This is a genomic window from Hymenobacter persicinus (genome assembly GCF_004167665.1).
GTDB classification, from domain to species: Bacteria; Bacteroidota; Bacteroidia; order Cytophagales; family Hymenobacteraceae; genus Hymenobacter; species Hymenobacter persicinus.
The window spans coordinates 17,311-36,691 of sequence record NZ_SEWE01000003.1 but is presented as its reverse complement, the minus strand read 5'-3'; the positions used below and the strand labels follow the sequence as shown (position 1 = coordinate 36,691).

Genomic DNA, 19,381 nt, shown 5'->3' with positions numbered 1-19,381 from the left:
AAGCTGCGGTTTTAAGCAGCTGGGGGGGCAGTGGGTTGAAAGTAAAAGTCGGCCGTGACGTGGCTTTCGAGCTGGGCGGCCGAGCAGGGTTCGAGCTCAAAACGCGCCGAGAGCACAAATGGTTTGTAGCCCAGCTCGGCCAGCAGTGCCACCACGGCCCGGCGGTTGGCGAGGCCATTGAGCTCGGTCTGAATTAGGGGGCGGAAGCGGCGCAGCGTGGCCTGCATGTTCTCGAATACCACCGACTCAAAGCCTTCCACGTCGCACTTCACGAAATCGAGCCGGGGCAAGTCGGCCAGCAGTTCGTCGGGGCGGCGCATGGGCACGTCGTAGGTGCGGGCGTAGGTTTCGGTGCTGGAGCTGGCCGCTACCTTGGTCATGCCGTGGTGGAGCAGGCCGTCGCGCTCCGGGGTGCCCATCTGCACCGTGGTGTTTTCGCTGCCCAGGGCGTAGGGCAAGAGCGTCAGGTTGTCGACGCCGCTGAGCTTGACGTTGTCCTGCCAGATGGCCTGAAACTGCGGAATGGGCTCCACGGCCAGCACCTTGCCCGTGGGCCCGGCCAGCCGCGACAACGCCACGGAGTAGTAGCCCAGGTTGGCGCCAATGTCGAGGCAGATAAAGCCGGGGCGGATGATTTTCTGCAGAAAAAACAGCTCCGGGTACTTCTCCCGGCCCCAGCCGGCGCCCACCAGCCGCAGGTACACGCGGCTCACGAAACGGATGTAGCGCTCAAAGCCAAGCGTGCGGACCAGAAGTTTGCGGAGCTGTTTCATCATACTGCCCGCAAAGATGCTGGAAAGCGGGGAATTCAGCCGGCTGGTTCTTCCACGTCGGCGGCCGCGTAGCGCTGCTGGTTTAGCTTCACGGCCAGCACGCCCACGGCCCAGCCCAGCATTCCATACCCCAGCAGCGTGGCCACAAACTGGCCCCACGACGCCAGTTCCGCGCCTTCTCCCAGCGACGAAAACACTGATGTCAGGCTAAGCAGGAAACTAAAAACGGCTTCCAGCGCCGGGGCCAGCAGCCACTGCCGGGGCTCGTGCCAGTCGAGGCGCCAGTGGCGCTGGGCCTGCTCCAGCACCAGCCACCACACGGCGAAGGAAAGCAGTAGGCTGATGGCCCACCACACCCAGCTCAGGCCACCGCTAACAAAAACAGCAGGGCCCACCACGCTCCAGAGCAGCGTCCGCAGCAGTGGGCTTAGCAGCATTTGCGCCCCAAAGACGGCCGCCGCCACCCACACCACCCGGCGCCTGGGCCGCATTTCGCGCCGGGCCAGCGTGACGCCGCCCAGCCACAGCGCCAGCGGAACCGCCGCGCCCAGGAAAGGATTGAAGCCCCCAAAGAGGTTTGACGAAGTCGAAGAGTTGAAAACCTGGTCCCAGAGCAGGCCCAACAGCAAACTCAGGCAAAACCCGATGCCATTCAATAGTTGCAGCACCCGCGACTCCGGTCGGAAGTAAGCCAGTAAGGTCAGGACCACGCCGAACAACGCCAAGCCCGCCACCACGGCCAGGATTTCAAACATGAGCATGGCGCCGTCCAAGGCATCGGCCCGGGCCAGTAAGGGAGTCAGCAGGAGTAGCAGAAAGACCCCGAACCGGCGTCCGAACGCGGAAAATGAAGGCATCATAGGCGGCTAAGATAGCCGTTTTGCGCTTTTAGCCCTTCCGGGCCCGGCGCCAGGCCCGGGAGGTACCGGCCGCCACGAGGCCGCCGACCAGGTACCAGGCCACGGTCATGAGCTTGGTCTGGGGGGTGCGGGCGCTGGGAGCCTCGCCTAGCCCCAGCGGCCCCGGCAGCACCACGCCGCCCACGCCCGCCGCCAGCCCCAGCACGGCCCCGCGCTGCCAGGCCTTTTTGCCGCTGCCCACCAGACTGTAGTACAAGCCATTGGACAGCACGTCGCCGGCCATCGTCAGGTTGAAAAGCGTGTCGTCGTTGGGCTGCGGGGCTTCGGCCTGGTGCAGGAGCTTGCGCAGGGCGCGCATTCCGAGCACGTCCATGCGCGGGGCATTTTCGGGACGCAGGCGGCGGGCCGTTTCGTGGAGCAGCGTCAGGGCCAGGGCGCCGGCGAGGCCGCTGCCGAGGGCTTGCAGCAGGGAGTCAGATTTTTTGCGTTTCATAGGCAGTCAGAAAAAGGAGGCCCGGCGCGGAAGAGTCCGCCACGGCCTTCTTTTTCCAACGCCGGGCGGCCGTGGCAGGTTGCGTCACAAAAATTTCCCGGGGGGGCTTGCGCGTTGTTTCCTAGTCTGTCTATCTTTGCAGCCCCGGCGGACGAACGGTTCAGCGGGAAATGCCTCTTTAGCTCAGTTGGTAGAGCAGCTCATTCGTAATGAGCAGGTCGTTGGTTCGAGTCCAATAAGAGGCTCACTTTATTTTCAAAAGGCCCGAAAGGTTGCTGATGCGCAGGCACAAGCTCTTTTCGGGCCTTTTTGCGTTATCGGGCTTCCGCCGGCTTGGTAGTGCGCAGCAGCAGGTAGCCCACCGTGCCCGCCACGAGCGAGGCCAGCAGAATGGCCAGCTTGGCCACGGCTTCGCCCGCCGAGTGCTCCCCCAGCGCCAGCAAGGTGATAAAGAGGGACATGGTAAACCCAATGCCGCCCAGGATGCCCGCGCCCCAGAGCTGCCGCCACGACACGCCCGGGGGCAGCGCGGCCCAGCCCAGCCGCACCGTAATCCAGGCCAGCAGCCCGATACCCAGGGGCTTGCCCAGCACCAGCCCGGCCAGAATGCCCAGCCCCAGCGGCGAGGTCAGTTGCCCAAACACCGACGCGTCGAGAGCGAGGCTGGTGTTGGCAAAGGCAAATAGGGGAATGATGCCAAAGGCAACGACTGAGTGCAGGCGCTGCTCCAGCTTCTGGGCCGGGGAGCTGATCAGGTCAGAAAGGTGCTCGAGCTCCTCGCTGATGGTGCGCGGGTCGGCGTCGGCGCCGTGCGCTTCGTCGCGGATAAACAGCAGCCGCTCTTCCAGCAGGCGCAGCAGCACCGGCCGCGCGTGCCCGATGCGGGCCGGAATTGCCACGGCTAGCAGCACCCCGGCCAGCGTCGCGTGCACTCCCGATTCGAGCGTGAAATACCACAGCAACACGCCCAGGGCCAGGTACGGAATCAGGCTGCGGACCCCCAGCCAGTTTAGCGCCAGCAGCCCGGCCCAGGTGCCGAGGGCCAGGTACAGAAAAGGCAGGTGCAGCTCCCGGGTGTAGAAACCGGCAATAACGAGCACCGCGCCCAAATCGTCGACGATGGCCAGGGCCGTCAGGAATACTTTCAGGCCCAGCGGCACCCGCGGGCCGAGCAGCTGGAGCACGGCCAGGGCAAAGGCAATGTCGGTAGCCATCGGGATGCCCCAGCCCCCGGACGTGGGCGTGCCGCGGTTGAAGAGCGTGAACAGCAGCGCCGGCACCACCATGCCGCCCACGGCCCCGGCAATGGGCAGCGCCGCCTGCCGCAGCGTGGCCAGCTCCCCGTCGAGGACTTCGCGCTTGATTTCCAGCCCCACAATCAGGAAAAACACCGTCATCAGCCCGTCGTTGATCCAGTGCAGCAGGCTTTTGTCGAGCACCAGCCCGTTGAAGGCCACGCGCAGGTGCTGGTCCCAGAGCCCGGGGAAATACCGGGCCGGGCCCCAGTTGGTGTTGGCCAGCAGCAGGGCCAGCGCGGCGCTGACCAGCAGCACAATGCCCCCGGCCGCTTCCCGCCGGAAAAACTCGGCAAAGGGCTGCACCAAGGGACGAATGAGTTGAGCTACGGCCATCAGGGTAAGGGGCGGGGTTTGGGGGAGTCGGCGCGCTATCCGCCGAAGCCGGGCCAATATCGGCAATTGGCGGGGGCTACACCCGGCCGGCCCGGGCTTTCTACGGCCTAGGGGTTGCCGGGGGCTACGGTTGAGCCAGGATTTAAAAGCCCGGCACCATGGCCGCGAATTGGCGGCAGCGCCTTATTTTTACCGTAGTTTTACCTGGTCAAATCCGTTTCATTGAAGCATCTCGGCGTCTTTCTGCTGCTCACCGTTTTCCTCTACAATCTGGTAGGGGTGTATCCGGTGGCTATGTGGCAGCAGCACGAGCTGCGGCGGACGGCCGAGAAGCTACGGCGCTCCTCCCTGCCCGATGCGGCGCTGGTCCGTATCACCGTGGCCCGGCACCCTGCCGGTGCGGCGCCCTTGCAGTGGCACGAGCCGCACGAGTTTTCTTACCGCGGCCAGCGCTACGACATCGTGCGGCAGCGCGCCACCGCCGACTCCGTCACCTATTTCTGCTGGCACGACCGGGGCGAGGAAAAGCTGCTGGCCGGCCTCGTCAAGCACGTGCGCGAGTACGCCCACCCCGAGGCCGGGGCCCGCAAGTCGGCTAAAAAGGCCTTCAGCGACCTGTCTAAGCTCAGCTTCCTGCTCCCCGCTGTCCGCCTGGCCGGCAGTTCCGGGGGACGGGTGGTGAAGCCGAAGTACGCATTCTACGCGGCGGCGCTGAGCTCCTTGCCCGCCGAAGTGCCCTTCGCCCCGCCCCGGCGCCCGGCCTGCTTTCAGGCTTAACCAGCTCCCGTTTTTCTACTGCCAGGTAGCGCGCCGATGGTTTTTACCGGCGGCTTCGCGCGGCGCGTTGGGCGGGCACGGGCCTTCCTAGCTTTTGGCCGCCGCCCAGTTCCTATGGGCGCGGCTGGCGCGGCCTTGGTGGCCCTTTTCCTCATTTCGACATTTCGATATTCTCCGCTCCCCTTTCTGGGAGCCGGACTCCTCATCCTGACCCTTTCAGGTCACACCTCTTTCCGTATGAAATCATTGTTTACCACGTTCCTGCTGTTGGCCGGAATGCTGCTGAGCGCCCCAGCCTGGGCGCAGTTTACCGTAACGGGCACCGTGCTCGACCAACAGAGCCGCCAGCCCCTAGTGGGCGCCGCCGTAGTAGTGGCAGGCCAGACCACCTCCGTCGCTACTGACGCGCAGGGCCGCTTTTCGCTGAGCGCGGCCGAAGAATTCCGCGCCGTGCGGGTGCAGTCCCTGGGCTACGTGCCCCAGGAAATTGCCATCAAGAATGCTAACGCGCCCCTAACCATCGGCCTGGCCCCCTCCAACACGGGGTTGAGCGAGGTACAGGTGATTGGCTACGGCACGGGCACGGACCGCAAGCTGCTCGAAACCCCGGCCGCGCTGACCATCGTGACCGAGAAAGATTTGCAGCGCAACAACACCATCTTCCTGCAAAACACCCTCAACCAGGTGCCCGGCGTGCGCATGAACGTGCGCAGCGCGGCCTCGCAGTCGAACCTCGTGATTCGGGGCATCGGCGGCACCTACGGGCGCTTCAGCATCCGGGGCGTGAAGCTCTACCAGAACGGCATTCCGCTGTCGGAAGCGGACGGCACGACTTCCCTCGACGACCTCGACTACACCACCATCGGCCGCATCGACGTGGTGAAGGGCCCCGCCTCCACGATTTACGGCGCCACGCTCGGTGGCGTCGTGTCGTTCCAGACCCGCAAAGCCGCGCCCGGCACCAGCATCAATCTGGGCACCACGGTGGGTAAATACGGCCTGCTACGCACCAACACCGGCCTGGGCATCGGCACCGACAAGGTGAACCTGCTCGTGAACTACGGCCACCAGGAAACCCAGGGCTTCCGCGACGCCCACTCCAACAGCCGCAAGGACTACGTGACCGTGGCCGGCGACTTCTACGTGAGCGACAAGCAGACCGTGAGCGTGCTGGGCACCTACACCAACCAGCACGACAACTACGCCGGGGAGCTCGACAGCACCGACTTTTTCACCAGCTACCTCAAAACGGCCCCGGCCTACACCAACCGCGACATCGGCGTGGACGCCGAAATCACCCGCCTGGGCCTGACCCATACCTACCGCTTCACCGACAAGTTCGCCAACTCAACGACGCTGTTTACTTCGAACTCCAACTCGCTCAGCCCGGTGGAGCCCGGCTACACCCACGCCCAGCGCGCCAAGCGCGGCGTGCGCAGCGTGTTTACCTACTCGCCCACGCTGGGCAGCATTGCCACCCGCTTCGCCGTGGGCACCGAGTACATGGCCACCCAGGACGTGAACAAGCGCTACGCCTTCCTGACGACCGTGGGCAAGGAAACCGGCGCCATCAGCATGGACCAGGAAGTGAAGTCGATTCAGACCAACACTTTTGCCCAGGCCGAAGCCTCCGTGACCGAGCACACCACCGTGACGGCCGGCGTGAGCTACAACGTGGTGTCGTACACCATCATGGACCTGATTCCGAAGGTGAAGCCCGCGGTAAGCTCCTCGGGCTACCGGCAGTTCGACCCCACCTTCACGCCCCGCGTGGCCGTGCTGCACTCCTTCAACGATAAGTTTTCGGTGTTTGCCCAGTATAGCACGGGTTTCTCGCCGCCCGTCAGCAGCCAGATTTCCCTGACGGCCGCCGCGCCCATCGGCAGTGGCCCGATTAACCCCGACGTGAAGCCCGAAACCAACCAGAACGTGGAGTTGGGCTCCCGCGGCACCATCCTGGGCAACCACCTGAACTACGACGTGACGCTGTTCCGGATGCAGGTCAAAAACGGCCTCGTGAGCCAGGTGACGCCCGACCGGGTAACCTACTTCGTGAACTCCGGCAAGTCGGAATACAAGGGCGTGGAGCTGGCTTTGTCGGGCAACCTAATTGACCCCGCCAAGCCCGGCGTGCTGACCCAGGTGCGGCCCTTCGTGAGCTACACCTACACCGACGCCGAGTTCAAGGACTACAAGGCGCCCTCCGGCGACTTCAGCGGCAAGCAAGTGACGGGCTCGTTCAAGAACCTGTTTACCGGCGGCCTCGACGTGGAAACCCAGCCCGGCATTTACCTGAACCTGACCTCCCAGTTCACGGACCGCACGCCCATGTCGGACAACAACGCCCGCTACGCTGCCTCCTACTGGCTGCTCAACAGCCGCCTGGGCATCCGCAACAAGCTGGCCGGGCACCTGGGCTACGACGTGTTCGGGGGCCTCGACAACATCACCGATAAGCGCTACGTGGCCTCGGTGGCCCTGAACCAGACGACGCCCGTGGGCAAGCCCACGTTCTACAACCCCGGCATGCCCCGCAACTGGTACGCCGGCGTTAATCTGAACTATACCTTTTAAGCTGACTGAAAACCTTTGAAGTCGTCATGCTGAGCCGGTCGAAGCATCTCTCCCGTTTCGTTGGACTACTATTCAAACGAAGCAGTAGGGTTGCTTCGGCTTCGCTCAGCATGACGTTCTGGGTTATCGGTTTATTTCTGAAGAACCTCTCATGAAAAAAATAGTGTACGCTGCCGTTTTGCTGGCTTCCGTGGCCTGCAACCGGTTCCGCAACGAAGAAAAAGCGGCCACCGAGCCTCAGCAGGAGCGCATCGTGTCGGTATCGAAGCAGCTCACGGAAATGATTTACGCCCTGGGCGCGGAAAGCCGCCTCGTGGGCGTAGACTTATCGAGCACCTACCCGCCGGCGGCCAAGAAGCTGCCCACCGTGGGCTACCACCGCCTGCTCAACGCCGAGGGCATCATCTCGCTCAAGCCCACGGTGGTGTACTCCGACGGCAACATTGCGCCCGCCGCCGTGATGACCCAGGTGCAGAACGTGGGCATCCCCATCAAGGAATTTTCGGCCAGCAAAACGATTCCCGAAACCTGCCAGCTGCTCCAGCAGCTTGGCGACGGGTTCGGGCAGCGGGCCAAGGCCGATGAGCTGGCCAAGCAGCTTACCGCCGACATGGCCCAGGCCGCCGAAAACGTCAAGCAGTACCCCGACCATCCCAAGGTGGTTATCATTCACTACGGCCTGCAGAAGAACATCTACTTGGCCATGGGGCAGAAAAGCACCGGCACGCAGATGGTGGCCTGGGCCGGCGGGGTCAACTCCCTCAACGCCGCTGAGGGCATGAAGCCCATCAGCCCCGAGCTTATTGCCGAGGCCCAGCCCGACGTGATTCTGGCCACCGACTTCGGCTACGACCGGCAGGGCGGGCTGGAGAAGTTCAAGCAACTGCCCGGCGTGGCCCTCACCCCGGCGGCCAAAAACAACCGCATCTACCGCGTCGAGGAGCACGACATGGTGTACCTGGGTCCGCGCACCGGCCAGAACGTGCTCATGCTCCAGAAGCTTATTCACCAGCAGCCCGCCCAGTAGTGACTCTTTCCCCACGGCGCGTGCGCCTGTACTTTGGGTTGCTGACGGCCGTGCTGCTATTGGTGCTGGTCCTGTCGGCCCGCCTCGGCGCCATGGCCCTCACCTACCCTGAGTTGGGCGGCTTTTTGGGCGAAGCTTTCGGCCTGACGCCGCCCAACCCCGACCCCATGGCCACGCTGCACCGGGGCGTGTTTTTCCAGATTCGGCTGCCGCGGGTGCTGCTCTGCGCCTGCGTGGGCGCCGCTTTGTCGATGTCGGGCACGCTGATGCAGGCATTGTTTCGCAACCCCATCGTGGAGCCGGGCCTGATTGGTACTTCGGCCGGGGCGGCCCTGGGCGCGGCCATTATTTTCGTGCTCGGCAACTCCCTGAGCTGGGCCAATGTGCCGGTGCTGGGGGCCCTGGTGCTGCCGGCGGCGGCTTTCGTGGGGGCCCTGGCCGCCACGGCCCTGGTCTACCGGCTGTCGGCCGCCCAGGGGCGGGTCACGGTGGCTTCGATGCTGCTGGCCGGCATTGCCGTTAATGCTCTGGCGGCCGGCGGCACGGGCTTTCTGTCCTACATTGCCCGCGACCCGCAGGCCCGCTCCATCACCTTCTGGAGCCTGGGCTCCTTTTCCAGCGCCGACTGGCCCTCGTTTTACTTAGTGGGCTTGGTCACGGTTCTGGGCGGACTAGTGGCGCTGCGCTACGCTAAGTCGTTGAATGCCCTGCAGCTGGGCGAAACCGAGGCACAGTACTTGGGCATCGACGTGCGGAAGCTGCAAAACCGCATTCTGCTGCTCAACACCCTGCTGGTGGCCGTGGCGACGGCCACGGTCGGCGTCATCGGGTTCGTGGGCCTGATTGTGCCCCACCTGCTGCGCTTGGCCGGCTTTTCCGACAACCGTCTGCTGATTCTGGGTTCGGCCCTGCTGGGCGCTATTCTGATGATTGTATCCGACACGGTGGCCCGCACCATCATTGCCCCGGCCGAGCTGCCCATCGGTGTGCTCACGGCCTTTATCGGGGCGCCGGTATTTCTCTGGCTGCTGTCGAAATACCGGCAGCTCAACTCCCGGGGCGGGTTTTACGCCTAACCATTATGCTGACAGCCGACCATGCTTCCTTTGCCGTGCCGGGCAAAACCCTGCTCCACGACGCCACGCTGGAATGCCGGCCGGGCGAAGTCACGGTGCTGCTGGGTCCCAACGGCGCCGGCAAAACGACGCTGCTCCGCCTGTTGGCCGGCCTCTACCCGCCCAGCGCCGGCCGCATCCTGCTCGACGGCCAGGATTTGCGCACCCTGGCCAGCCCCGAGTTGGCGCGACGACGGGCGGTATTGTCGCAGGAAATTCACTTGGCTTTTCCGTTGAGCGTGGAGGATGTGGTGCTGATGGGCCGCTACCCTCACTTTCAGCGCCGCCCCACCCTGCTCGACCAGCAGATCGGGCGCCAGGCCCTGGCCGACATGGGCATGAGCAGCTTTGCCGGGCGCGACTATTCCACGCTCAGCGGCGGCGAGGCCCAGAAGGTGCAGATGGCCCGGGTGCTGGCCCAAATCTGGGAAGCCCCGGCCGCCGGCAGCCGGGTGCTGCTGCTCGATGAGCCCGTTTCGAGCCTCGACATTCAGTACCAGCACCAACTGCTGCGCCGGGCCCGGCAGCTGGCCCGGGAGCAGGCCGTGGTCGTCACGGTGCTGCACGACCTGAACCTGGCCCTAACCTACGCCGACCGGCTGGTGCTGCTCAAAGACGGCCACATTCACGCCACCCTGCCCGACCCGGCCGCGCTGACCGACCAGCTGCTGGGGGAAGTGTTCGGCGTGCGCATGGCCCTTATTACCAACCCGGTTACCCAAAAGCCCCTGGTGATTTACGCGGAAAGCGAAGAGGAAAAATAAGCACATCGGCCGGTGGCGGAAGTCCGTATGAGCCATTCTACCGCGAAAATTGGAGTCGGGCGCTACGGCGCAGCTTCCGGATCCGGGCTTACTTTTGCGGCCTCCCCACTCTTTTCTCCTTCTGCATGCGCACTTCGCTTACCACTTTCTTCGCCGCCCTGCTGCTGGCCGCGGCCCCACTGGCCCCGGCTGCCGCTCAGGTCACGGCCCCAGCCGACACGACCCACAAGTACGAAAACCCGGCGGGCGTTTCTCCGGTGCGGCCGAATAAGCCGTTTTTCCAAAAGAAGCTCGTCAAAGCCAGCATCGTGCCGGCCATTCTGATTGGCTACGGGGCCTACACCTTCAACGGGGGCGGCTTTTATACCAACCAGCAGGCCAACCGCGACATTCACAAGCTCTTTCCTACCTACCGCACCAAGCTCGACAACATCCTCATTGTTGCCCCCTACGCCGAGCTGGGCCTCGTGGCTCTGGCCGGCGTGGAGTCGCGCGACGACCGAATCAACACGGGCCTGATTATTCTGAAAGGTGAAGCCCTGATGCTGGCGTCAGTGTTTGCCATCAAAAACCTGAGCCACGAAACCCGGCCCGACGGCTCCGACAACCTCTCATTTCCTTCCGGCCACACCGCCCAGGCCTTTCTGGCAGCCAGCATCGTGCACAACGAGTTTCGTGACAAAAGCCAGTGGTACGGCATCGGCGCTTATACCATTGCCACCAGCGTAGCCGCCCTGCGCATGATTAACACCAAGCACTGGCAGTCCGACGTGGTGGCCGGGGCCGGCATCGGCATCCTGTCGGCTCACCTGGCTTACCTGTCGCACCGCAACCGCTGGGGCCGCAAGCCTCGCCTGCTCGAAGGCACGAGCTTTTCGCCGATGTGGCAGCCCGGCCCCAGCGGCGGCATGGGCCTGAGCTTCACCTGGCACCCCACCAAGTAGCAATTCAGGTCCGAAAGCTGAGTCCATAAAAAAAGGCCGGCTGCGTAATGCAGCCGGCCTTTTCACTTATCTATTACAACTACGGCCTACAGGTCGCTGCTGTAATCGTCCTCGCCGAAGCCGGAGGTGCTGGCCGAGTCGGGGCGGGTGCTGCCGCTGCGGTAGCCCGAATCGGAACTGCCGGAGGTGGACTTAGTAGGGTAGTCGTCGGAAATGCCGCGCGAAGGCGAATTGCCATACGGACCCTGGAATTTCTGGTCGGCCGTGGTGCCCGATCCGTAGGCAGGACGGCTCTGGCCGTAGTCGGTGTTGTAATCGGCGCCGCCGGAGCGGTAGGTGGTGCTGGAGCGGTAATCAGTTTTACGGCTCTTGGGCTGGGGCTGGCTCTTCGAGCGCAGGGCCAGCCAGCTCAAACCGCTCACAAGCAGGGCGCCGCCCACAATTTTCTGGGTGTTGCTAAGCTTGTTGAACTGGTCTGTAGCCTTAGTGCCCAGATCTTTTACCGACTGCGGAAGCTGATTGGTGCCATCGAGCCACGACGACACGTTCATCCACGACTGCTGGCCGCTTTGCTTGGTGCGGTCCTGGTTCTGGTCGTTGCTCTGCAGACCCTGCTGGCTGCGGCTTTGCGACTGGTCCTGATTCTGGCGACCGGTCTGGCCCGAGGTCGGGGACGAAGAATCGGTGGTGGAAGAGGCAGGCGAAGTCGAAGTATTGGTATTGGTAGCTGACCCGGCGCCGGCGGCGTTAGCCGAAGCAGCGGCCGACGTACGGTTGCGGTCAGAAGGATTTTGCGACGAAGTGCTACCAGCCTGGGACGAGGCGCCCGAAGGGTTGGTTTTGCCGGCACCAGTAGATTGCGAAGAAGAACCGGAGGTGGGTTGATTGGGCTTGTTTTCCATGGCAAATACGTGGTTAGTAAGACGAAGACAAACGCGCCGGCAAACCTGCCGGGCGTTTTCCCTATTCGTAAAGCGTCGGGCTGGGGTTGCGAATGGGGGCGGGTTTTTGCCAAACGCCCACCCCGGCCCGCCTCGGGGCCCCACCCTAACCATGCCGCGGCCGGGCCGTAAACCATGAATTCGTGGTCGGGGCGACCGGTCGGCTTTGGCCGGGTGCCCCCCTTTTCCCAGATATTTGTCGTCAGCTATGAGCATGCGTTTTCAGGATAAAGTTTGCCTCGTCACCGGGGCCACATCGGGTATCGGGCGCGCGGCGGCCGTGCAGCTGGGCCGCGAAGGCGGCATTGTGGTGGCGCTGGGGCGCAATGCCGCGGAAGGCCGCGAAGTAGTACAGGAAATCAAGGCGGCCGGGGGCCAGGCTATGTTTATCCGCACCGACGTGGGCAAGGACGCCCAGCTCCAGAACGCCGTGGCCAAAACCCTGGCCAAGTTGCAGCGCATCGACGTGCTCATCAACGACGCGGCCATGATGACCTTCGAGCCTATTCTCAAGCTCGACCCCAAGGAGTGGGACCAGCTGATGAACGTGAACCTGCGGGCCCTGTTTCGCCTTTGCCAACTTTGCCTGCCCCATATGAAGGGTGGCACCATCGTGACAGTCAGCTCGGTGCACGCCCACCAGACCACGCCCAACGTGGTGTCGTACGCGGCCAGCAAGGGCGCCATGGAAGCCTTCGTGCGCGGGCTGAGCCTGGAAATTCCCTACACCCAGGCCCGCATCAATGCCGTGGCGCCCGGCGCCGTGGACACGCCCATGCTGTGGAGCAACCCCAACGTGAAGAGCGGCAAGGAGAAAATCACCGGCCAGGTCGGCAAGCCCGAAGAGCTGGCCGCCGCCATCTGCTTTCTGGCCTCGTCGGAAGCCAACTTCATCAATGGTTCCACCCTGGCCGTCGACGGTGGCCGCCTGGCGGCGCTGTAAGTGGTGAAATGGGGAAGTGGTGCACGGGTGAGTTTTTGTTCGGCTGACGCTTGCGGCCCATCTGTACTTGCCAAACGTAAGCCGGAGCAATTCGTACTCTGAAGTGCCTACAGCTTCTTTTCAGCAAAAAGCCCTGACGTTAGCTAACGTCAGGGCTTTCTAGTGTAAGGCAACTCGGCTCATTACCCCAGTACGGCTTGATGCCGCTTAATGCGCGAAGGTCGTGCCTCCTCGCGCCGGTCGAACAAAAGCTCACCCGTGCAGCACTTCACAATTTCACCTTCGGCGTAGGGTGGCGCAGCTCGGGTGGGGGCAGCACGCCGTTGGCGGCGTAGAGCAGTGCGTCCCGCTCCCCGGCTTCGCGGGCGGCCACCTCGAAGGGAATGTGGTAGTAGCCGTGCCGGGCCCACCCCACTAGGTAGCGCCACAGAAAGCCAAAGCGGCCATATTCCTCAAACTGCCGGATGTGCTCCATCTCGTGGGCCACCCAGTGCGGGTCGCTTAAAAACTGCTCCCGCGTGACTCCGCTCAGGTGGATGCTCCGCCCCAACACCATGGCCACGCTGCCGGCCTTGAGCTTGAGCCGGGCGAGCTTGGCCCAAGGAGAATTTTCGATGATGCGCGGGACAGCCATGGCACGGGTTTTTAAGGTGCGCATATACGACATGATTTTAGTAGGGGTTGCAAGCTCAACCTTAAATTTTCGAGCAAATCATTGAATTTTACCAGGAATCTTTACCGATTTCGGGTTAAAAGTTAGGACCCTTGGCTTTTCCGGACTTAGCTTTAACCAACGGCCAGAATAGAAAACTTCGAATTTTGGTCGAAAACACTGGTTTTCAACAGTCTTTTTTTTCGCGCTCAGGTTAGCCCAAACCTATCGAAGAACAATAGCTTGCTCCGGTCCTGTGGCCACTGCCGACGACCGATTTTGCCACCTTACGACGGACAATGAACAACAGCCTTCTGTATTGCCTCGCCGCCTCTTCGCTGGCCCTCTCCTTTTTCTTTGAGCACACCCCCGCTTCGCCTGCCGTTACCACCGCAGCACCCGTAGCCGCCGAAGCCTCTCTCTTTTCCGCCTTCAGCGGCGACGACGAAGACAAGCCCGCCACCGTGGCCTCCTCCCGCGACTCGCTGGCTTACAACTACTACTCGCAGACCCTGGGCCTCAAGCTGGCCTTCAACGAGGACAAAAACCTGCTCCAGACCGTTACCGACTGGATTGGCACTCCTTATAGCTACGGCAACAACTCCAAGAAAGGCACCGACTGCTCCGGCTTCGTGACCCGCGTGTTCAAGGAAGTGTACGGCATCACGCTGCAGCGCAGCTCCCGCTCCATGTTCCAGAACGTGAAGCATGTGGCCAAAACCGAAATGCAGAGCGGTGACCTGGTGTTCTTCCGCCGCGGCCCCGGCCAGCCCATCTACCACGTGGGCATCTACCTACAGGATGGCAAGTTTGCCCACTCGGCCTGCAATGGCGGCGTGATGGTTAGCTCGCTCAACCAGCCGTATTACCACCGCAATTTCTACGCCGCCGGCCGCGTGGCGACCAACTAGCCCGCCGCCGACCGTTTGCCTTATCAAAAGCCCCGCTCCTGCTGAGCGGGGCTTTTTTGTGCCCGCCCCAACTGGTTTGCCCGGCTACGCGGCCAGCCTAGTATAGTCCAAAACCTATTTTACCGGGAAGCAGTATAGCACTGGCAGCCGCCGACCGTATCTTGCGGGCGCAATGGCCCATTTGTCTTAATTCCTTTCCTCCGTATGGATACTCAAAACCCTAAAGGTGAGAGCGTAGCCGCCTCGGCTATCTTCAAAAAGTTTCTCGGCCGCGCTGAAGAATACATCAAAAAGCCGACCCGCCTCAAGCAGCTGCTGACCGACGCCTACCAGAAGGCCAGCGACAAAAAGGACGTGGGCAGCATGGCCCACGAGGCTTGGGAAACCATGCAGACCCTGTTCCGCCTGATTCGCTCTTCGGCCTCGGGTGAGTACACCGGGCTGCCCACCCCCACCATCATTGCCGCCGTGGCCGTGGTTATCTACTTCCTGAGCCCGATTGACCTGATTCCGGACTTCATTCCGGTCCTGGGTTTGCTCGACGACGTGGCCCTGGTAGCCTGGTTTTCCTCGACGCTGAAGGATGAGCTGGAGAAGTTTGCCGAGTGGGAAAAAACTCACGTTACGGTAGTAGGCAGCGCTGGCGGCTCTTTCTCGGGCCCCGGCACCAGCCAGGATGCCAGCGCCAAAACCACCGCGCCCGCCGACCGCCACCCCATTGCCGCCGACCAGCCCCGCGAAACGACTCAGTCGGCCAAACACGCGGGCACCAATGACTTCCACTCGCCCGTAGCGAAGGAGTCAGATACGGATTCTGGGATTTCCTCGCCCGACAGCAGCAACCCCAAGCCCAGCCAGACGAGCGAAACCGACCCGGCCCCCAAGACCGACGTGACACCCCGGGCCGACGCCACCGCCAACACCACCGACGCCAGCCGGACCCGCAACGACGGCGCAGCCGATACCGGCGGCAACGTCCGCTAAAACCTGGCTACCACTTCAACATAAAAAGGCCCGCAACTCACGTTGCGGGCCTTTTTATGTTTTTCAGACTTAGCTGCGAAGCTTACTAGGCAGCGCGCACGTGCTCGTGCTCGGGCGTGTGCAAGGACACGTAGTTGACAAAGTCACCTACGGTGCTGAGCGGTACTTCATCCGGAATGGTAATGTGGAAGCTGCGTTCCAGTTCCAGGATGATGTCTACTACGTCCAGGGTATCGAAGCCCAGTTCCCGGCTCAGGCTGCTGCCGACACGCAGGCGCGCCGCCTTGATGGCTTTACGCTTGCTGATGATGCGCACTACTTGTTGCGCGATTGATTTAGGAGCGGAAGTCGTCGAGGAAATCATACAAGTAAACGACAGGAAAAAAGAAAAAAGTGTGTCGGCAGGCAGCGCAGCAGCAAACGTTCGTGCCCGTTCGGGCAGAGGAGCCTCTAAGTGTGGGAGACGGTTGCAAGCCGACGAAAAAAATTATGCTTCCGCCAGAATCGGGGGCGTGGCCGCTTCCCGCTCAGTGTCGGTGGGCTCGTCGGGCTTGCGCTGCAGACGCAGCTTCAGGCTTTCACTGAGCAGGTACATTACCGGTACCACCAGCAGGGTGATACCCGTCGCAAACACCAGACCGAAGATGATGGTCCAGGCCAGCGGGCCCCAGAACGTTACCGACTCGCCGCCGATGAAGAAATGGGCGTTGCCGGAGGCAAACAGCTCGTAGAAGTCGATGTTCAGACCGATGGCCAGCGGAATCAGGCCCAGCGTGGCGGCCGTAGCCGTCAGAATCACGGGGTTGAGACGAGTACGGCCGGCCAGCACAATGGCCTCGCGCAGGGGCATGCCCTGAGCCCGGAGGATGTCGGTGAACTCGACCAGCAGAATCCCGTTTTTCACCACGATACCGGCCAGGGCAATAATGCCCACGCCCGTCATCACGATGCTGATGTTCATGCCGGTGATGGCCAAGCCCCAGAAAACGCCCGCAATGGAGAACAGCACCTCCGACAGGATGATGATGGGCTTGCTCAGGGAGTTGAATTGGGCCACCAAAATCAGGAAGATGAGGGCCAGGGCGCCGAGGCCGGCCATGGGCAGGAAGTCGGTGGTTTCCTTCTGGTCTTCCTCAGCCCCACCCATCTTGATGGTGTAGCCGTTGGGCACGGGGTAGGATTTGAGGGCCTGCTTGACCTGGGCGGCCACGTCGGGGCCGGTGAAGCCGTTGAGCACGTTCGAGCTGATGGTAATCACGCGCTTGGTGTCCTTGCGCTTGATGCCGCCGTAGGTCGAGCCGTAGCTCACGTCGGCAATGGCCGAAATGGGCACCTGACGCACGGCGCCGGTAGCGTCGCGGAAGGTGAGCGGGGCATTCACGATGGCGTCCACGTCGGAGCGGTAGGGCTGGGCGTAGCGCACCTGAATGGGATACTCATCGTCGGAGGTCTTGAATTTGCTGGCTTCCGAGCCGTAGATGGCCGTGCGCACTTCGAGGCCAATCTGGCCGGTGCTGATGCCTTCGCGGTTGGCCCGTACCCGGTCGATGTTGACGGCAATTTCGGGGTTGCGGTCTTCCAGGTTCGAGCGCAAATCTTCGATACCGGCAATGTGCAGGGAGTCGACGTAGCGCTCCACGTTTTTGGAGAGCTTGGCCAGGGCGGGGTAGTCGTCACCGATAACCTCGATGGCAATGGGCTTCTGCTGGGGCGGGCCGCTGGCCTCCTGGTCGACGGATATCTCAGCGCCAGGAATGCCTTTCACCACTTCCCGGATTTTGTTCATATAGGTGCTCGTGGCCGGGCCTTTCCGGTCACTCATTTCCTTGAAGGCCACGCCGACCTTGCCCATGTGCGACTGCGACACGCCCGAGGCCGTGGCTTCGGAAGGGTCGCCGGCGCCGATGGCCACGTTGGTAATGACCGATTCCACGTCGGGGTTGTTTTCGCCGATAACGCCGTAGATGCGCTTTTCAAGCACTTTGGTGATGGAGTCCGTTACCTCCACCCGGGTGCCGACGGGCATGCGCAGGTAGGTGTAGATAAACTTAGGGTCACCCTTGGGGAAGAAGTCGACTTTGGGGCCACGGATACCGATGGCCACGAACGAGCCGACGAAGATGACCAGCACGCCGAGCATCACCAGCACCGGGTGGCCGATAGACCAGCGCACGAGGTTGGCGTAGCCGTTCTGGAACCGGGGCAGGGCGCGGGTCTGAAACCAGGCAATCATCTTCACCAGCACGAACTTGTCGAGGGCGATGAAGGCGGCCAGGGTCAGGCAGAGGTTGCCAAGGAAGTGGCCGAGCAAGCCGCTGGCTACGCCGTCGGGGCCGACTTCCGGGGTTTTGCCCAGGGCCATCAGATTAAACAGAATGCCGAAGCCGATCAGCACGGCCATCGTGATGATAAAGCCGCGGGTGAACTTGGGCTTGCCGTGCAAATCTTCCTCAAAGTGCTCCTCGCGTTCCATGAAGCTCACGGCAAACACCGGGTTCATGATAAAGGCCACCACCAGCGACGACATCAGGGTGATGATGAGCGTGACGGGCAGGTAGTACATAAACGAGCCCACGATGCCGGGCCAGAACAGCAGGGGCACGAACGGGGCCACCGTAGTCAGCGTACCGGCCAGCACGGGAATGAATACTTCGCCGGCGGCAAACTTGGCGGCCTTTTCGGTGCTCAGGTTGGGATGCTCGTGCAGCAGGCGGTGGGTGTTTTCAATTACCACAATAGCGTCGTCCACCACGATACCCAGCGCCAGCAGGAAGGCGAAGAGCACAATCATGTTGAGCGAGAAGTGGAAGCCCGGGATGATGAGGAAGGCCAGGAACATCGAAATCGGCACCGACAAACCCACGAACATGGCGTTGGTGGTGCCCATGAAGAACATCAGGATGAACGTCACGAGCAAAAAGCCGATGATGATGGTGTTGATCAGGTCGTGGAGCGTGACGCGGGTGTCGTTGGAGGTGTCACCGGTGATGGTGATTTTGAGCTCCTTGGGCAGGGTCTTCTCCGATTCCTTCACCAGGGCCTTGATCTTGTCGGAGGCGTCGATGAGGTTTTCGCCCTGGCGCTTCACCACGTTCAGGGTAATGGCGGGCTTGCCGTCGAGGCGGGCGTAGCTTTCCCGGTCCTTGAAGCCGTCCTGCACGGTGGCAATGTCGCCGAGGCGCACGGCCGCGCCGTTCAGGTTTTTCACCTGGATGTCGGCAATGTCCTCGGCCCGGGCATACTGGCCGGCCACGCGCACGGCGCGCTTCTGATTGCCCACGTCGATGGAGCCGCCCGAAATGGTCAGGTTTTCGCCGCCGATGGCGCGGGTGATGTCGGAGAAGCCCAGGCGCGAGGCGCGGAGCTTGTTCAGGTCCACGTCCACGTTTACCTGCTGGTCGAGGGCGCCGATGATATCCACGCGGGTGATTTCGGGCAGGGCCTCAATCTTGTCCTGGAAGTCGTCGGCGAACTTTTTGAGCTGCACGGCGGGCAGGTTGCCGCTCAGGTTGACGTACATGATGGGCTGCTCGGAGATGTTAATCTCCTTCACGGTGGGGGCCGTGGGCAGGTCATTGGGCAGTTCGGTAGCGGCCTTATCGACGGCGTCCTTGATGAGCTGCTTGGCGTACTGCACATCGACGCCGGAGTTGAACTCCACGTCCACGATGCAATAGTCCTGGTTGGAGGTGGAGTTGATTTTCTTCACCCCGTTCACGCCCTTGATTTCCTTCTCGAGCTGGCGCGTAACCAGGTTCTCGATGTCGGCCGGCGAGGTGCCGGGGTACACCGTGGCCACGATGATGCGGGGAATGACGATGTCGGGGAATTTCTCCTTGCCCAGCTTGATGTAGGCAAAAATCCCCGCCACGCACAGCAGCACCGTGATGATGTAGATGCTGGTTTTGTTGTTGATGGACCAACTGGTTGGGCCAAATTCCTTTTCTATATCCTGCATGACTTTTTCATTAAGCTGAAAAACTTAGAAGCGG

General features: G+C 62.4%; 16 protein-coding genes, 1 tRNA gene and 1 pseudogene. 10 read left to right on the top strand and 8 right to left on the bottom strand.

The features are described 5' to 3' along the window. Positions 1-11 precede the first annotated feature (11 nt). The 3 genes from EWM57_RS01860 to EWM57_RS01850 are packed head-to-tail and all read right to left on the bottom strand — an operon-like array spanning position 12 to position 2,126. A complete protein-coding gene (locus tag EWM57_RS01860) occupies positions 12-776 on the bottom strand; it encodes an FkbM family methyltransferase (RefSeq protein ID WP_129919429.1) in 765 nt (254 codons plus the stop codon). A 32-nt stretch (positions 777-808) separates the two neighbouring features. Further along, positions 809-1,633: a hypothetical protein gene (locus EWM57_RS01855; protein ID WP_129919428.1), complete on the bottom strand. Its 825-nt coding sequence runs from the start codon at positions 1,631-1,633 to the stop codon at positions 809-811. A gap of 28 nt (positions 1,634-1,661) precedes the next feature. Next, entirely contained in the window at positions 1,662-2,126 is a 465-nt protein-coding gene (locus EWM57_RS01850; RefSeq protein WP_129919427.1) for a hypothetical protein, read from the bottom strand. A 172-nt stretch (positions 2,127-2,298) separates the two neighbouring features. Between EWM57_RS01850 and EWM57_RS01845 the strand changes: the two genes are divergently transcribed. Further along, positions 2,299-2,371 (top strand) — tRNA-Thr (locus tag EWM57_RS01845). 69 nt (positions 2,372-2,440) lie between these two features. Here the strand turns inward: EWM57_RS01845 and nhaA are convergent. Beyond that, positions 2,441-3,757: a Na+/H+ antiporter NhaA gene (gene nhaA / locus EWM57_RS01840; protein ID WP_129919426.1), complete on the bottom strand. Its 1,317-nt coding sequence runs from the start codon at positions 3,755-3,757 to the stop codon at positions 2,441-2,443. Between the two features lie 222 nt (positions 3,758-3,979). Between nhaA and EWM57_RS01835 the strand changes: the two genes are divergently transcribed. From EWM57_RS01835 to EWM57_RS01810, 6 genes are all read left to right on the top strand, one after another. After that, complete coding sequence (locus EWM57_RS01835) at positions 3,980-4,534, top strand: hypothetical protein (RefSeq protein WP_129919425.1); 555 nt, start codon at positions 3,980-3,982, stop codon at positions 4,532-4,534. Between the two features lie 237 nt (positions 4,535-4,771). Further along, a complete protein-coding gene (locus tag EWM57_RS01830; RefSeq protein WP_165370378.1) occupies positions 4,772-7,108 on the top strand; it encodes a TonB-dependent receptor in 2,337 nt (778 codons plus the stop codon). 151 nt (positions 7,109-7,259) lie between these two features. Beyond that, on the top strand, positions 7,260-8,135 hold the full coding sequence (locus EWM57_RS01825) for a heme/hemin ABC transporter substrate-binding protein (RefSeq protein ID WP_129919423.1): 876 nt from the start codon (positions 7,260-7,262) through the stop codon (positions 8,133-8,135). Beyond that, positions 8,135-9,211, top strand: a complete 1,077-nt coding sequence (locus EWM57_RS01820; RefSeq protein ID WP_129919422.1) for a FecCD family ABC transporter permease — start codon at positions 8,135-8,137, stop codon at positions 9,209-9,211. The genes EWM57_RS01825 and EWM57_RS01820 overlap by 1 nt, the downstream gene beginning before the upstream one ends. A 5-nt stretch (positions 9,212-9,216) precedes the next feature. After that, a complete protein-coding gene (locus EWM57_RS01815; protein WP_129919421.1) occupies positions 9,217-10,014 on the top strand; it encodes a heme ABC transporter ATP-binding protein in 798 nt (265 codons plus the stop codon). A 125-nt stretch (positions 10,015-10,139) separates the two neighbouring features. Further along, entirely contained in the window at positions 10,140-10,958 is an 819-nt protein-coding gene (locus EWM57_RS01810) for a phosphatase PAP2 family protein (RefSeq protein ID WP_129919420.1), read from the top strand. Positions 10,959-11,044: 86 nt separating this feature from the next. Here the strand turns inward: EWM57_RS01810 and EWM57_RS01805 are convergent, their stop codons facing one another. Beyond that, positions 11,045-11,860, bottom strand: coding sequence for a hypothetical protein (locus tag EWM57_RS01805; protein ID WP_129919419.1), 816 nt, complete (start codon positions 11,858-11,860; stop codon positions 11,045-11,047). Positions 11,861-12,107: 247 nt separating this feature from the next. Between EWM57_RS01805 and EWM57_RS01800 the strand changes: the two genes are divergently transcribed. After that, positions 12,108-12,842 carry an SDR family NAD(P)-dependent oxidoreductase gene (locus tag EWM57_RS01800; RefSeq protein WP_242509948.1) on the top strand — a complete coding sequence of 245 codons (735 nt, stop codon included), beginning with the start codon at positions 12,108-12,110 and terminating at the stop codon, positions 12,840-12,842. 268 nt (positions 12,843-13,110) lie between these two features. On the opposite strand, the gene EWM57_RS01795 is transcribed toward EWM57_RS01800, so the two are convergent. Continuing rightward, a complete protein-coding gene (locus EWM57_RS01795; RefSeq protein WP_242509947.1) occupies positions 13,111-13,500 on the bottom strand; it encodes a hypothetical protein in 390 nt (129 codons plus the stop codon). A 293-nt stretch (positions 13,501-13,793) separates the two neighbouring features. Between EWM57_RS01795 and EWM57_RS01790 the strand changes: the two genes are divergently transcribed. Then, the gene (locus tag EWM57_RS01790; protein ID WP_129919418.1) at positions 13,794-14,405 is read left to right on the top strand and encodes a C40 family peptidase; all 612 of its coding nucleotides are present in this window, start codon (positions 13,794-13,796) and stop codon (positions 14,403-14,405) included. Between the two features lie 204 nt (positions 14,406-14,609). Then, positions 14,610-14,963 (top strand): annotated as a pseudogene (locus EWM57_RS21815) (YkvA family protein); the annotation flags it as partial. Between the two features lie 511 nt (positions 14,964-15,474). Here the strand turns inward: EWM57_RS21815 and EWM57_RS01780 are convergent. Both EWM57_RS01780 and EWM57_RS01775 read right to left on the bottom strand, forming a co-directional pair. Further along, positions 15,475-15,753 (bottom strand): acyl carrier protein, encoded by a 279-nt coding sequence (locus tag EWM57_RS01780; RefSeq protein WP_129919417.1) that lies wholly within the window; start codon positions 15,751-15,753, stop codon positions 15,475-15,477. A 123-nt stretch (positions 15,754-15,876) separates the two neighbouring features. Next, a complete protein-coding gene (locus tag EWM57_RS01775) occupies positions 15,877-19,347 on the bottom strand; it encodes an efflux RND transporter permease subunit (RefSeq protein ID WP_129919416.1) in 3,471 nt (1,156 codons plus the stop codon). Between the last annotated feature and the right edge of the window lie 34 nt (positions 19,348-19,381).